This is a genomic window from uncultured Senegalimassilia sp. (genome assembly GCF_934630535.1).
In the GTDB taxonomy this organism is placed as follows: Bacteria; Actinomycetota; Coriobacteriia; order Coriobacteriales; family Eggerthellaceae; genus Senegalimassilia.
Map to the genome: position 1 here is coordinate 38516 of NZ_CAKTVU010000001.1, position 16113 is coordinate 54628.

Genomic DNA, 16113 nt, shown 5'->3' on the forward strand with positions numbered 1-16113 from the left:
CTCCTCGGTCGTTCCCTTCTTGCTGCCCGCAGTTCGCGCCCGTAACGCCCGGGCTTGCCCGCAACTGCCCGCACGGTCTCGCGCCTACGCGCGTCGTCGCTTGCGTTTGCCGCCATCGTGTCCCGCTGGCACATGCGGTCGCCGGCTTTGCCGAGGATGTCGGGGTTGGCTTTCGCGTTAGGAAGGGTTTCGCGGAAATATGGCTGAGATTGCGAGTTTTCCGAATCTTAGGCGCCGCTTACTCGCTTCGCGCTGATGGCGGGAGACGAGTGACCTGGGGAAACGCGGGGCGGTGACGTCTTCGTTTGCTTTTGCGCTCGGAATCCTTGGCGAATCGCGTCATCATATTCGGAAAACTCGCAATCTGTGACACGAAACGCGAAAAACCTTCCCAAACGAAAAACGCGAGCTCGGTCTTGACCGCCTCGAAGACGTAGACCTTTTGCGCGAGATCTCTGCGGTTGACAAGGTCTCCCAATTGAACAGCGAAAACTCTACCAAGCGGCAAGCATGATTACGGTTTCGACGCGAAGCTCGCGAGCTATTGCGTAAAACGCCACTGCCAGCACGGTCTTCCGGTCGAAACGCGAAATACTTTCCCAAGCGACAAGCGACAAGCGACAAGCGACAAGCGACAAGCGACAAGCGGCCGGAGCGGACGCGACTGCGACCGAAAGTCCGCGGGCCTTTGCGTGAGGCCGCGCAGGCCAACGTGCTCGCTCACCCAGCGGATGCCGCGCTGTAAGCGGTGCTTCTGCGTGAGGCTTTAGCGGTTCGTGTGCTCGCTTGGTCGGCGGACGTCGTTTGCGCGCGATGTCTTTTGCGAGGCTTTAAGCCCTGCTCCTTTACGTGCCTTTATCGTGCTTGGCAAGGGGATAGGGGTGGACGGAAAGATTTGCGCGCTATTGCCATCCGCCTATATCCTTGCATCCAGTATTTCTCAGCGGATATTTCGGTCGGCGTGAATAACAGAAACCCCTCGGAGTCTTCTCAACCGAAACGGGAAAACCCCGAGAGGTTTATCGTTCTACGCGCTTGTTCTGATGCTTGCGAAACTCCTCCCCTCTCGAATGTGGCGAGCGTGTCAGCGGGGTTGGCGGATGTTCCGGCCGGGGTGAAGGCACGCTCCGATTTGCTGCGCCCTCGATGCGCTTAGCGTGGCCGGCGGTCTTGGCGTGCAGAGCGCTTCTTTGACTGCTTGCGAGGGGGCGCAACTAACCTTCGCTGTTGTCTGAAGGGGAGGCGAGCCCGCTATCGCTTTCTTTTCTATCGCTTTTATATCTCCGGGCCGCCGTTTGGCCGAAAGCGCGCTTTCATGAAGTTGGGATTCTCCGTGCATTGTCTTCGGCTATTTCCTTCGGAAGCCCTTCCGCCGCCTTCACGTCTCCGGTTCATCGCGCAGCCGAAGGTGCGCATTTGCGAAGATGGGACCATCTGCGCGATTTCTTCGCTTTCTCCTCGTTGGCTCTCCGTCGCTCTCATACCCCCAGTTCATCGCGCAGTCGAAGGTGTGCTTTCGTGAAATCGGGGTCTTTGTAGCGCAGCCTGTGGTTCGCCAGAGCGGCTAGCTGTTTCGCAAGCTCGTTAAACGCCCCGCTGTTGCGCACCTGTCCCGAAGCGACGTTGACGGATGTGATTCCCATTGCCTCGAGCGCAGCCCTTCGACGGCCATCGAGCAGCATTTTCTCCTCGTACGCGTGGAATGCGTCGCTATCGTACTCGACGTCGAGCTTCAGCTCCGGCCAATACAGGTCGAGTACGTATCGCCTTCTTGCTCCGAGATGCTTCGGCGGGCGAACGGCGTAATTGAGCTTCGGCATGGGAAACCCGTAGCCGCCAAGGCGATAGGGAAGCACGAGCATCATGGCCAACTGCGTCTCGCGAGGCGACGCCGACCCGTCGATAACGTGCCGCACCGCGCGTCGCGCGGCTTGTTTACCCTGAAAGTTGCCCGACTTCTCAACGAAGCCGAATAGCCTTGCGACGTTTGTCAGGGAAATGGCGTGATAGGAGGTTTCCTCTTGGCTGAAGGAGGCATATGTCCCGCAAAGTTCGAACCCGAGCATGACCAGCTGCGTGAGGCTAAGCTGCTTCGCCACCTGGGTAAATGCCAACTCTGGCGAAGCTGCGGCGTACCCCGGCCCTATGCGCACGAGCGAACTCGGCGGTAGCGCGGCGGTTCGCAGGTGGGTGACGACTGACGCGCTTTCCGTGCGGGCGTGCTTGTCGGTGATCATGACGTGCAGGGGTGCCGTGCATTTCGGCGGCGCATCGCGCAGCCGGGTAGGAGGCTTGGCGGATGCCGATTCCAGCGCCAGCTTCGTGTCCGCCCAGCGGGTCTTCGCCGTTCCCAGGAGCTGCTCTCGGTTTTCGCACGAGCGTCGCGCAAAAGCCCAGTATTGCAGTGCGCTCGATCCGTGAAGCGTTATGAGCCCATGAGTACCCGTGCCCTTCGCCGTCATTGCGCCCCTTTCCGTCCCCATTCATCAGGTCTCTGTTCCCGTCCTTGGAGTTTCCGTCCGTCAGGTTCCCGCTCCCGCTCTTTGGGGTCCCCGTCTTTCGAGTTTTCTCTCCCGTCTTTCAAGTCCGTGAACCATATCCTTCGGGCGCGGCCGCGTCGACGCAGCGGCCGTTCTTGGCACCGATTCGTAACGCGAGATGGCGCAAACCCTTCCATTGTGCTCGCCGACGTCTCCGATTGCGAAGATGCGGTGAAGAGGCGGACCGGTTGCGGGTGCTTCCAGGGATAGATTGCGGTGGCGTTTCCCGGGCTGGATTATGCCGGGCTCTCCCGGGAAAAGCGCATTGGCGTGCGGCCATCTGGCTTAGAGAAAGAGGGACGTTGCGATGTGAGGCCCTGGCTTTGGGGAGGGGGAGGCGTTTTATCGCGCGGTCTCCCTGGCTTCGAGGAAGGAAATCGGCCGATTGTGTCTCAAAATGCGAGTTTTCCGAATCTTTGCCGCGGTTTTGGCGGGCTTCGAGCGTCTTTTCTCGGGCGCTGCCGCGAGCCGAGAAGATAATGCCTGATGGGAGCGTTATCGCTTTGAGTCCGATTGGGATCTGCTGATCTGCCCCAAAGCTAACTTTCGGAAAACAAGCGATTCGAGCCGCGAAACGCGAAAAACCTTCCTTGTAAACGTTTCGCGGCCTGCGCTGAGCGTGCGCCGGCTGTTCGTTGCTCGGTCTCCCTCGCGGTTCGCTCTGCTGCTGGGGCGCCTGCCGCCCGCTAGCCTTCCCCTCGCACCTCGCCCTTTCGCCTGGGCCTCCCGCCGCTTGCGTCGCGCTTGCCGCTTCCGCGTGTGCTACTGTGATGGTTGCGGTTTTTTCCGCATATGATGATTCGACTCCGGCCGCCCGTGCGCTTGCGCGGGCGGCCGCCGCGCTGTGGGGGCGCGGAAGGAAGAGGGGGCGCGCCGCAACGCGCGCATCCGGAAAGGGAAAGGGCGGAATGGAAGCGGCTATCGAGCGTTTCTTCAAGATAGGCGAGCGCGGCAGCTCATTGGGCACGGAGGTGATGGCGGGTCTGACCACCTTCCTGACCATGGCCTATATCGTGGCGGTCAACCCCGCCATGATGGAAGCGGCGGGCATCCCGTTCAACGCCGCGCTCACGGCTACGTGCTTCGGCGCCGCCGTCATGACGGCGGCCATGGGCCTGATCGCCAACCGACCCATCGCGCTGGCGTCGGGTATGGGCATCAACGCCATCGTGGCCTTCACGCTGTGCGGGTCGATGGGGCTCGACTGGCGCATCGCCATGGGCGTGGTGTTCTTGGAAGGCGTCATCATCCTGGTGCTGGTTATGCTGGGCTTGCGCGAGGCCGTCATGGACGCCATCCCCGTGGCGCTGCGCCAGGCCATCGGCATCGGCATCGGCCTGTTCGTGGCGTTCATCGGCCTGAAGGGCGGCGGCATCCTGGCGCCCGATTCCTCCACGCTCGTCACCATGGGCAGCCTGACCGAGCCCACGGCCATAGTGTCCGTAGTGTCCATCGCCCTTGCCATCATATTGACGGTGCGCGGCACGAAGGGCGGCCTGCTCATCTCCATCGTGGTGGCCACCATCGTAGGCATCCCGCTCGGCGTCACGGCGCTGCCCACCGAGTTCGACTTCGTCCCGGACTTCAGCGCGCTGTGCGCCCCGTTCCAACAGCTGCCCGACGGCAGCGGTCTGGCTATCGTGCAGGTGTTCGTGCAGCCCGTGCTGCTCATGTTCGTGTTCAGCCTGCTCATGAGCGACTTCTTCGACACCATGGGCACGATGATGGCGGTGGGCCAGCAGGGCGGCTTCGTCGACGAGGATGGCAACGTGGAGAACACGCGCGAGATCCTCATGGTCGACTCCGTGGGCGCCATCGTCGGCGGCTTCGTCGGCGCAAGCTCCATCACCTCGTTCGCCGAATCCACCTCGGGTGCGGCGGCGGGCGCGCGCACGGGCCTGTCCAACATCGTGATCGCCCTGGCGTTCTTCGTCTGCGCGTTTTTGGCTCCCATCATCGGCATGGTGTCGAGCTTTGCCACCTGCGGCGCGCTGGTGGTCGTGGGTTACCTTATGATGAGCGACATCGGCAAGATCGACTGGGGAAGCCTCGAGGCGGCCATCCCCGCGTTCGTCACCATCATGGGCATCCCGTTCACCTATTCCATCACCAACGGCATCGGCTTCGGCTTCATCACCTACGTGGTGGTGAAGGTGACGCAGGGCCATTGGCGCGACGTCAAGCCGCTCATGTGGATTGTATCGGTAGCGTTTCTGCTCACGTTCGTCGCGTTCTCGTAGCGGATGGGCATTGCCCGGGCCGCACGGTTCGGGCTGCATGTGGCGAAGGGGCGGCGAAGATCGCGCGGCATTCCCGCGACCTACCCGGCGCTTGCTAGCGGATCGCGCCTGGGCGGCGCCTCGCGCCTCGGCTATCCCGCAAACCGATAGCGCGTAGCCGTTCGGCCCGATATCGCCAGCTCGTCCATACGTTCGCTGTGAAAAAACAACCTCGCAACCATCGTTTGATGCGGCGGTTACGAGGTTGTTTGCTATAGTGGCAGACAATCGAAACCCCGTCCGAAAAAGGAAACGCATGTCGCTAATCGTATGCAAATTCGGGGGCACGTCCGTCGCAAGCCCCGAGCGCATCCAAATGGTTGCGAAGAAGCTGATCGCGAAGAAGCAGGCCGGCCATGACGTGGTCGCCGTGGTGTCCGCCATGGGCAAGACCACCGACGAGCTGGTGGGCCTGGCAGCCGCGCTCAACGACAACCCGCCGCTGCGCGAGATGGACCGTCTGCTCTCCACCGGCGAGCAGGTGTCCATGTCGCTTCTGGCCATGGCCATCGAGGCGCGTGGCTACAAGGCCATGAGCTTCACCGGTCGCCAGGCTGGCATTGAGACCGACAAGTTCCACAACAAGGCGAAGATCGTCATGGTGCACAGCGAGCGCGTGCGCGATGCGCTCGAGCGCGGCGCCATCGCCGTCGTCGCCGGCTTCCAGGGCGTCGATGCCGACGGCGACATCACCACGCTCGGCCGCGGCGGCTCCGACACCACGGCGGTCGCTGTGGCGCACGGCCTGAACGCCGACGTGTGCGAGATCTACTCCGACGTGGACGGCGTCTACACCGCCGACCCGCGCATCTGCCCGCGCGCGAAGAAGCTCGATGTCATCAACTACGAGGACATGCTGGAGCTCTCCGGCTCCGGCGCCGGCGTCCTGCAGATGCGCGCCGTCGAATTCGCCCGCAAGTACAACGTGGTCATCCATTCCCGCTCGGCGTTCTCCGACGCCGAGGGCACCTATGTCAAGGAGGAAACCGACATGATGGAGGAAGCCGTCATCACCGGCATCGCACACGACACGTCGGAAGTGAAGGTCACCATCCGCGGCGTGCCCGACATGTCCGGCGTCGCCGCCAAGCTGTTCAGCGCATTGGCGGGCAACCAGGTGAGCGTGGACATGATCATCCAGAACGTGTCCGAGGACGGCATCACCGACATCAGCTTCACCTGCCCGGGTGCCGATGAGAAGCGCGCCTGCGAGACGGTGGAGCGCATCCTTCCCGACATCAACGCGCGCGAATACGTGGTCGACGAGGACATCGCCAAGGTCAGCATCGTGGGCACGGGCATGAAGTCCAGCCCCGGCATCGCCGCCAAGGCGTTTCAGACCCTCGGCGAGAACAACATCAACATCCTGGCCATCTCCACGTCGCCCATCCGCCTGTCCGTGGTGGTCGACGGCGCCCAGACCGCTGCCGCGGTGCGCTGCCTGCACACGGCGTTCGGCCTGGACTCCGACAGCGTGTTCGAGGAGACGCAGCTGTCCGCGGAGGAGATTGCCGCGAAGATGAACAAGGGCAGGTAGCTGTAGCTCCGTCTGCCTGACGGCAGCCGGACTGCTCGACGTTGCGGCCGCCTGTGGCGCCCCGCCTTCGCACGAGCCCGAGGGCTCACGTACCAAAGGCGGTCATACGGCGAACGAACCGCTCGGAGCCGCGGGGGCGCGAAGCATCCCGCGGCTCCTTTCCCATTGCGCGCAGGCAGGGGCCGGCGTGCATCCCCTAAGGCAATATGGGGCGCAAAAGCACCCATCATTGACGATATATCAACCCGGAACGTGAACGAGGAGGACCTCATGGCTTGGACGAAAGTTATGCCGGCTAACCCGGTGGTTGCGGTTTGCGGCGCTACGGGCGCCGTCGGCAACGAGTTCTTGAATGTGCTGCACGACCTGGATTTCCCCGCGTCGAAGGTCATCGCGCTGGCTTCCGCGCGTTCCGCCGGTAAGAAGCTGCCGTTCAAGGGCTGCGGCCAGGTTCCCGCAGGCGAGCTGACCGTGCAGGAGATGACCCCCGAATCGTTCGAGGGCGTCGACATCGCGTTGTTCTCCGCCGGCGGCTCCGTGTCGAAGGCCATGCGCGAGGCCGTGGTCTCCCACGGCGCCGTCATGATCGACAACTCCAGCGCGTTCCGCATGGACGAGGACGTGCCGCTGGTGGTGCCCGAGGTGAACCCCGGCGACGTGAGCTGGCATGACGGCGTCATCGCCAACCCGAACTGCTCCACCATCCAAATGGTGGTCGCGCTCAAGCCCCTCTACGACCTGGCGCGCATCACCCGCGTGGTCGTCTCCACGTACCAGGCCGCATCCGGCGCCGGCGCCCCGGCCATGGCCGAGCTGTACGACCAGACGCGCGAGTTCCTGGACGGCAAGCCCGAGGACGAGCTGACCATCAAGGCGTTCAAGCACCGCATCGCGTTCAACACCATCCCGCACATCGACGTGTTCCTAGACGATGATTCCACGAAGGAAGAGTGGAAGATGGTCGCGGAAACGAAGAAGATCATGGGCGACGAGGGCGTTCAGGTGGCCGCCACCTGCGTGCGCGTGCCCGTGCTGCGCTGCCACGGCGAGTCCATCAACGTCGAGTTCGTCGGCGATGTGCCGCCCGAGGCCGCTCGCGAGGCGCTTGCCGCCGCGCCGGGCGTCACCGTCATGGACGATCCCGCCAACGACGTGTATCCCATGCCGGGCCTGCTGGCCGGCACGAACGACACCTACGTCGGCCGCATCCGCCGCGACCCCACGGTCAAGCACGGCCTGGCCATGTGGGTCGTCGCCGACCAAATCCGCAAGGGCGCTGCGCTCAACGCCGTGCAGATCGCCCAGCTGCTGCTTCCGCAGGAGTAGGGAAACGGCGAAGGGCGTACCCGAAAGGGTCCGCCCGAACAGCTTTATGAAACGCGAACGGGGAGCTGCGGCACGGAGCCGCAGCTCCCCGTTGCTTATGGGCGGGGCGCCCCTTCGGCTCTCCGATGGGAGGGCGAAACTTCGCGAAAGGCGCTCTTGCGGCGCTGATGAGACCCCGCTGTTCCGCCGCCGTAAAACCGCCGCGGACGCTCGCAGGGCGTGGGAGGTCGAGCGCCTGCGAGCGATATTCCGGTGGGGCGATGCGTTTGCTTGCGGGGTTGACGAGGTCTTTCGCTATAATGGGCCGCATGACTAAGAAACCGAAAAAGATACGCTTGGATGAGCTGCTGGTCGAGCAGGGGGTGTTCCCCGACGCCGGCACCGTGCTGCGCGCCGTTTTGGCGCACGAGGTGAAGGTGGACGACGTGTACGTCACCAGCGCCGCCATCAAGGTCGCGCCCGACGCCGACATCGTGGTGAAGGGCCGCAAGAAGTTCGTCTCGCGCGGCGGGCATAAGCTGCAGGGCGCGCTCGACGCGTTCGGGCAGGACGTCTCGGACATGCGCTGCATGGATATCGGCAGCTCGACGGGCGGATTCTCCGATTGCCTTCTGCAGGCCGGCGCCGGCAGCGTGGCGTGCGTGGACGTGAACTACGGGCAGCTGGCGTGGAAGCTGCGCCAAGACCCGCGCGTGGCGGTGTTCGAGCGCACCAACATCAAGCTGGCCGATCCCGCCGAGCTGGGTGCGCCGTTCGACCTGCTGGTGGCCGACCTCAGCTTCATCGGCCTGGCGGCCCTGGCGCCCACGTTCGCGCGGTTCGCGCAGGCGGGCACCATCTTCATCGGCCTGATCAAGCCCCAGTTCGAAAGCCAGCACGACGAAACCGACCACGGCATCGTGCGCGACGAGGCGGTTCGCCTGCGCACGGTCGATGAGGTGCGTGCGGCCCTGGAGGCAGCCGGCTTCGAATGCACGGGCGTCACCGAAAGCCCCATCACCGGCCACGAAGGCAACGTGGAGTACCTGGTCCGCGCGGTTTTTCTGGGGTAGCGATCCCTGTTACACGCGGTACACGGCGATGCCCGTGAAGTTGAATATGCGTTTGCCGTTGCCGCGTACCGCCACATATGCGCGGTCGGTCGTTCCGTCGTTGTTCACGATGGGCGCATAGTATTTGTGGCGATAGAGATGCGACGGATGCATCATCTGACGTTCATCGATAAGCGGCAGCTGATAGGCGACGAAGGGAACGCCCGTGTTGCGCGGCGCGGCAAGGTTGCCCTCGCCTTCGCCGAACAGGATGTCCGTGAGCGTCTTCTTCTTGTCGTAGTCAAGGTACATGTTGACCAGTTGGTCTTGCGTGAGGACGCAATGACCTGCGGAATCTTTCATGAGCTGCTTTTGCGTCATGCCGCCGTCCTTGGTCGTGCGCACGTTCGCGGCGTTGGCGGCGATCTGCACCTGATGCCCCGGCACCTGGTAGTAGCGGATGTTGTCGGCCCGTTTCACCAGCTTTTGCGCGGTGGCCATCGCCGCGACTTCGTTGGAGACGCCCGTCGCGGCGCCGTCGGCATCGTCGTCCTCGGCAAGCAATGCCATCGCCGACTGGGGCAGGGTGGCGGTTCCGAACAGGCCCTTCCAAAAGCCCAGCCACTCGGCAAGCTCGGTCTTCTTTTCGGGGTCGTCTTTGATGACAAGGTAGTGCTCGTTGAGGCAGAACGTCGAATAGTTGATGAGCGCCATGAAGTTCGACAGCACCGAGCTTTGGAAGTTGGCGCGCATCTCGTATCCGTGGTGCTCCCATTTGTAGCTCAGCACCATGAGCTCGTCGAACGCGCCGAACAGGTTCTTGTTCGTGCCGGTGTAGCACTGCATGATCTCGTTGCCCAGGACGCCGGCCATGTCGTAAACGTATCTGCCGCACACCTGGTAGCGGGGGTTCGAGTACAGGTTCTCGGCGAACTCCTTGCGGCGGGCTTCCTTCTCGTCACCGTCGGGCAGCGCATCGATGGATTCCATCATGCTGTTGAGCTTCGAGAGGTCCCATCGCATCTCGGCGGAGAACTTGCTCAGGTAATTGTTCACCTGCAGGTAGCAGGCCTGTTTGTCGAATTGGGCTATGACCTGCGCGATCTTGCGCTCGATGTCGTCGAGCTGCCCTTGGATCTCGGTAAGCTTCGATATGATCTGCGCTGATTCGTCGTTGCCGCCGAACACCAGCTCGAGCAGCGACGAGCTCCCGTACTCGAAGGCGCGCCCCGCCGTCTGCTCGCCGATGAATTTCAGGCCGGCGATCAGCAGGTCGATGGCCTCGATCGCGACGTCGGCCTGGGGAGCGGGGTCTTCCGCGGTCAGCGCGGCCACGTCTTGCTGGAAGTCCTCGGCCGGTTGATCGTCGGATGACATGTCGGGCTCGCCATCGGTTTCCAGGGGATCCTCGGGCGTGAAGGACAGCAGGTTCTCGTCGTCGTCGGCCGTATCCTCCGCGTCGATGGCGACGTCGCTTGCAGCCTCGTCTGCGTAGGCGGTTTGAGGGGCGAAGGGGTTGGCGGAGGCGACGGAGGCGGCGGTGGCGCTGGCGGCGGGCGCCTTCGCCTGCTGGGTGGTTGCGGCGCCGGCCAGGGCGGCGACGGCGTCCTTCCAGGCTGCATCGTCGTTCGCGGCTTCGAGCAGCGTGCCGTGGCGCTGCTCGGCGGCGCCTTCGTCGCCGGTGACGGTCACGCGTGCGCCGCCGGAGCCTTCGCCGGACACCTGGGCCTCGAAGGGCGCGTCGACGTCGCCCACGGAGCTGTTCGCGTTGATGATCAGATCGGCGCACGAATCGCCCAGCGTCGCCTGCCCGATGTGCGCGCCGCCATGTGCGACGGCGTCGCTTTTGCCGATGACGATGAGGTGGTCGACCGACCCTTCGATATCGGCGGTTTTGATCGAGCCGAGGCTCAAAACGCCGATCGCCGCGTCAGGTTGGATGGAAACGACGCCGTCGGAGTTCACGCCGTCGACGTTGAGCATGCGCAGCGTTCCCGTCACGATGACCGGGGACCCAAGCGGCGCCAGCGTTGTACAGCAGGAATCGGGATTTTCGCCATCGCGATAGCAGAGTGCTATGGTGCCGTCGGCAAGGTTGGGGACCAGGGAAAGCGCCGCGCCTGAGAACGCGGTTCCCGCGGCGTCGCCGTTGATGAAGAAGCGCTGTCCATCAACGTGCAGCGTTACCTGGTCGGAGTCGTTTGAGGAAGCGTTGCCGCCATTGTTGTCCGCGCTGCATCCGAGCGAGGCGACGCCCGTGAAACCGAGCGCGCACGAGCCGATGAGCACGGCGGACGTTTTGATCATGGTGCGGCGGGTGAGGCCGTTCCCGGCGGGTCGAGCGTCGAAGCTTGTCATAGGGGCTCCTCCCCGAAGGTGAAAACGTTGCGCACATGATATGACACGCGTGCTCGCTTCCGAAAGGGGGATGCCCGCCTTTTTCGGCGGCGGGCGGCGGCTGGGCGGGTGCGCGAATCAGCGGCGTTGCTTTCGCCCGTTCGCTCGCGTTCTCCGGTGGCGAGCCGTGACGAGCAGCGCCCTCATGTTTCGGGTTTTGAACGATGTTGTTTCCAGCTGGTTAACCGTAGCTGCGGAAACGCTCGCGTAACACGCGGCCTGCACACTGAATGCGGGCCGCTTCTGTTCTCCGGCGGCCTTATCATCCAGACGAAGGACCGCATATGAACGCTGAACTTACCGAACAAGCCGAGGCAGCCCGCGAAACCGGGGCGGCCGCTGGCTTCACCGGCGCGCAATGCGCGAACGAAACGGCCGGTTGCACGCATGCCGCTCCGGCGGCAACCGCGGCGCGCACGCCCGGCCTGTACCGATCCAGCTACGAGCACGACGCGTGCGGCATCGGCGCCCTGGCCCATCTGAAGGGGCAGCGCAGCCATGCCATGCTCGACGACGCGCTTTCCGTGCTCGTGAACCTCGAACATCGCGGCGGCACCGGCTTAGAGCGCAACACCGGCGACGGCGCCGGCGTGCTGTTCCAGATTCCGCACCGCTTCTTCCGCAAGGAGGCCCAGAAGGAAGGCCAGCTGCTGCCCGACGAGGGCGATTACGGCGTGGCCATGCTCTTCTTCCCGCACGACGACCCCACGGGCGTTCGCGACGCGAAGCGCACGTTCGAGGAGGGGTGCGCGAAGTGCGGCATCCCGCTGATGTTCTGGCGCGAGGTGCCGGTCGACCCGCACGACCTCGGTTCCACCGCGCAGGCGTGCATGCCCACCATCCTGCAGGCGTTCCTGCGCCGTCCCGCCGACGTTGACGCAGGTCAGGCGTTCGAGCGCAAGCTGTACGTGTGCCGCCGCACCATCGAGCGAGCCGCCGACGCCAACCCGGCGCTTGCGGGCAAGATCTTCTACGTGTGCTCCATGTCCTCCCGCACCATCGTGTACAAGGGCATGTTGGTGGCCACGCAGATGCGCCGATTCTTCATCGACCTCAACGACGCGGCGGTGGAGACCAGCCTGGCGCTCGTGCATTCGCGCTATTCCACGAACACCACGCCCAGCTGGGAGCGCGCGCATCCGAACCGCTACATCATCCACAACGGCGAGATCAACACGCTGCGCGGTAACATCAGCTGGACGCGCGCCCGCGAGCCGAAGCTATACAGCCCGGCGCTGGGCGATGACCTGCGGCAAGTGCTGCCGATCATCAACCGCGAGGGCTCGGACTCGGCCATTTTGGACAACGTGCTGGAGTTCCTGACCATGAACGGCCGCCCGCTCGACCGCGCGGTCACCATGATGATCCCCGAGCCGTGGGACCACAACGACCGCATCTCCGACAAGCGCCGCGCCTACGACGCGTACCAGTCCATGCTCATGGAGCCGTGGGACGGCCCGGCGGCCATCGCGTTCACCGACGGCCGCATGCTCGGCGCCGCGCTCGACCGCAACGGCCTGCGCCCGGCGCGCTACTACGTCACGCGCGACGACTGGCTGATCCTGTCGTCGGAGGTGGGCACCATCGACGTCGACCCGGCCAACGTGCTGCAGGCTGGCTGCCTGGGCCCCGGCGAGATGCTGGAGGTGGACCCGGGCCAAGGCCGCGTCATCTGGAACGACGAGATCCGCAACCGCTACGCCAACGAGAAGCCGTACCGCGATTGGCTGGACGAGGAGACGCTGGCCGTCGACGACCTGGAGGCCCCGGCGCCCGGCAAGCTGCCCGCCGAGCGCGACGCGAACGTGGGCTTCGCGCGCCGTTTGGCGAAGCTGGGCTACCATTACGACGACGTGCAGGAGCTGGTGCGCCCCATGGCCGAGCAGGGCAAGGTGCCGCTGGCGTCCATGGGAACCGACGCTCCGCTGGCGTGTCTGTCGAAGCGCCAGCGCAGCTTCTTCGATTACTTCAACCAGCTGTTCGCCCAGGTCACGAACCCGCCGATCGATGCATTGCGTGAAAGCTTCGTTACCAGCAGCGTGCTTTACGTCGGCAACCACGGCAACATGCTCGAGGACTGCCGCGACACGTGCCGCCTGGTGCGCCTGGAAAGCCCCATGCTCACGCATGACGAGTTCGACCGCCTGTGCGCCATCGACCGCGTCGGCTTCAAGACGCAGCGCTTCGTGTGCGCCTACGACCGCGATGCCGCCGAGGGCGCGCTCGAGGCGGCGCTCGACGAGCTGTGCGTCGACGTCGAGCAGGCGGTGCGCGATGGCGTGAACCTGGTCGTGCTGACCGACCGCACCGCGGAAGGCGAAGTGCCCATCCCCAGCCTGCTGTCGCTGGCGGCTGTGCACAACCACCTGATCGCCGTGGGACTGCGCACCGACGCCGATCTGATCGTCGAGACCGGCGACGCGATGCGCGCGCATGATTTCGCCTGCTTGGTGGGCTATTCCGCGTCGGGCATCTACCCGTATGCGGCCCACGAGTGCATCCGCGACCTGTGCGAGCGCGGCGAGATCTCCATCCCCGGCGACCAGGCTGTGGCCAACTACGACCGCGCCGTTGTGGCCGGCATCACCTCGATCATGTCGAAGATGGGCATCTCCACGATGCAGGGTTACCATAGCGCGCAGATCTTCGAGATCTTGGGCCTGGACGACTCCCTGGTGGAGAAGTACTTCACGCACACCTCCACGCGCATCGGCGGCCTGAACGCCGCCGGCGTGCAGCGCGAGCTCAACGAGCGCTATGACAGCGCCCTGGCCCTGGAGAAGAGTCCCTCGCCCGAGCAGCTGCCCACGCTCGGCGTCACCGCATGGCGCCCGCTTGGCGGCGAAGAGCACCTGATCAACCCGCAGACCATCTACCTGCTGCAACGTGCTTGCCGCGAGGGCGACTACGGCATGTTCCGCGAGTACAGCGCCGCATGCCACGTGCCCGGCCGCGCGGTCACGCTGCGCGACCTCATGGACTTCGTCCCCACGCGCCAGCCGGTGCCGCTTGATGAGGTCGAGCCCGCAAGCGAGATCGTCAAGCGCTTCAACACCGGCGCCATGAGCTACGGCTCCATCTCCAAGGAGGCGCACGAGTGCCTGGCCATCGCCATGAACCGCTTGGGCGGGCGCAGCAACACCGGCGAGGGTGGCGAGGACCCGGCGCGCGAGACGCCGCTGGCAAACGGCGACAGCAAGTGCAGCGCCATCAAGCAGGTGGCATCGGGCCGCTTCGGCGTGACCAGCCGTTACCTGTCGAGCGCCATCGAGATCCAGATCAAGATGGCCCAGGGCGCGAAACCTGGCGAAGGCGGCCACCTGCCCGGCAAGAAGGTGTACCCGTGGATCGCCGAGGTGCGTCGCTCCACGCCGGGCGTGGGCCTGATCTCCCCGCCGCCGCATCACGATATCTACTCCATCGAGGACCTGGCGGAGCTCATCTTCGACCTGAAGAACGCCAACCCCGATGCGCGCGTGTCCGTGAAGCTGTGCGCGCTGGCGGGCGTGGGCACCATCGCCACGGGTGTGGCGAAGGGCGGCGCCGACAAGATCACCATCGCCGGTCACAACGGCGGCACGGGCGCGGCCCCGCGCGATTCCATCTACCATGCGGGCATCCCGTTCGAGATCGGCCTGGCCGAAACCCAGCAGACGCTTCTGCGCAACGGCCTGCGCAGCCGTGTGGTCGTGGAGACCGACGGCAAGCTCATGTGCGGCCGCGACGTGGCCATGGCGGCCCTGCTCGGCGCCGAGGAGTTCGGCTTCGCCACCATGCCGCTGGTTACCATGGGCTGCATGATGCAGCGCGATTGCCAGCAGGACTCCTGCCCGGTGGGCATCGCCACGCAGAACTGCAAGCTGCGCGGCTGCTTCGCCGGCAAGCCCGAGTACGTGGTGAACTTCATGATGTTCGTGGCCGAGGAGCTGCGCGAGATCATGGCTGAGCTGGGCTTCCGCACCGTCGACGAGATGGTCGGCCATCCCGAGTGTCTGCGTCAGGTGGAGGTGCCCGGCAACTGGAAGGCCAACGAGATGGACCTGTCCGACATGCTGGCGCCCGCGACCTGCGAGTTCGGCCGCGCCATCCCCGGCGCCGACGTGCGTCACTTCCTGCCGTCGATGGCGGCGGATTGCCAGCTTGACAAGTCGCTTGACGCCACGCTGTTCATCCCGTACACGGCCAACGCGCGCGAGCATCTGGAGCCCATTCGCTTCCGCGCCGACATCGACAACGTGAACCGTTGCGTGGGCACCATGCTGGGCAGCCAGGTGACGCGCCAGCATCCCGAGGGCCTGCCCGAAGGGTCCATCACCGTGGACTGCGACGGTTCCGGCGGTCAAAGCTTCGGCGCGTTTCTGCCCTGCGGCGTGACGCTCAACATCACCGGCGACGCCAACGACTACTTCGGCAAGGGCCTGTCCGGCGGCATCCTGACGGTGCGCCCGCCGGAGACGGCAACGTACAAGTTCGACGAGAACGTGGTCATCGGCAACGTGGCCTTCTACGGTGCCACCAGCGGAAAGGGCTTCGTCAACGGTCTGTCCGGCCAGCGTTTCGCCGTGCGCAACTCCGGCGCTACCGTGGTGGTGGAGGGCGTGGGCAACCACGGCTGCGAGTACATGACCGGCGGCGTGGCGCTGATCTTGGGAGAGGTCGGGCCGAACTTCGCGGCCGGCATGTCCGGCGGCGTGGCCTATGTGTACGACAAGTTCGGCACGCTTGCCGCCAACTGCAACCAGGACATGGTGCGCCTGTGCGAGCCCTTCGCCGACGAGATCGAGCTGATCCGCAGCCTGATCGAGGAGCACGCCGAGCGCACGCAAAGCCCGCGCGGCATCAAGCTGCTGTACCAGTTCAACACGCTGAAGCGCCACTTCGTGAAGGTCATCCCGCGCGATTACGAGCGCGTGATGAACGTGGTGGCCGAGGCCGAGGCGGCAGGCAAATCGCGCACCGATGCGCTGCAGATCGCATTCGATGCCATGACGGAAGGGAAGTAG

Annotated in this window: 7 protein-coding genes; 5 read left to right on the forward strand and 2 right to left on the reverse strand. The window is 64.7% G+C overall.

Features of this window, described 5'->3' with window-relative positions:
* Positions 1–1478 precede the first annotated feature (1478 nt).
* Entirely contained in the window at positions 1479–2237 is a 759-nt protein-coding gene (locus Q0D52_RS00170) for a hypothetical protein (RefSeq protein WP_294379307.1), read from the reverse strand.
* A gap of 1211 nt (positions 2238–3448) precedes the next feature.
* Between Q0D52_RS00170 and Q0D52_RS00175 the strand changes: the two genes are divergently transcribed.
* The 4 genes from Q0D52_RS00175 to Q0D52_RS00190 all read left to right on the forward strand — a co-directional run bounded on the left by Q0D52_RS00175 (position 3449) and on the right by Q0D52_RS00190 (position 8734).
* Positions 3449–4780 (forward strand): NCS2 family permease, encoded by a 1332-nt coding sequence (locus tag Q0D52_RS00175; protein WP_294379308.1) that lies wholly within the window; start codon positions 3449–3451, stop codon positions 4778–4780.
* 295 nt (positions 4781–5075) lie between these two features.
* Positions 5076–6356, forward strand: coding sequence for an aspartate kinase (locus Q0D52_RS00180; protein ID WP_294361285.1), 1281 nt, complete (start codon positions 5076–5078; stop codon positions 6354–6356).
* A 270-nt stretch (positions 6357–6626) separates the two neighbouring features.
* Positions 6627–7682: an aspartate-semialdehyde dehydrogenase gene (locus Q0D52_RS00185; RefSeq protein ID WP_294379311.1), complete on the forward strand. Its 1056-nt coding sequence runs from the start codon at positions 6627–6629 to the stop codon at positions 7680–7682.
* A 308-nt stretch (positions 7683–7990) separates the two neighbouring features.
* Positions 7991–8734, forward strand: a complete 744-nt coding sequence (locus tag Q0D52_RS00190) for a TlyA family RNA methyltransferase (protein WP_294379313.1) — start codon at positions 7991–7993, stop codon at positions 8732–8734.
* 9 nt (positions 8735–8743) lie between these two features.
* Here the strand turns inward: Q0D52_RS00190 and Q0D52_RS00195 are convergent, their stop codons facing one another.
* On the reverse strand, positions 8744–11071 hold the full coding sequence (locus tag Q0D52_RS00195; RefSeq protein ID WP_294379315.1) for a hypothetical protein: 2328 nt from the start codon (positions 11069–11071) through the stop codon (positions 8744–8746).
* Between the two features lie 323 nt (positions 11072–11394).
* Here Q0D52_RS00195 and gltB point away from each other — a divergent pair, with 323 nt between their 5' ends.
* Positions 11395–16113, forward strand: a complete 4719-nt coding sequence (gltB, locus tag Q0D52_RS00200) for a glutamate synthase large subunit (RefSeq protein ID WP_294379316.1) — start codon at positions 11395–11397, stop codon at positions 16111–16113.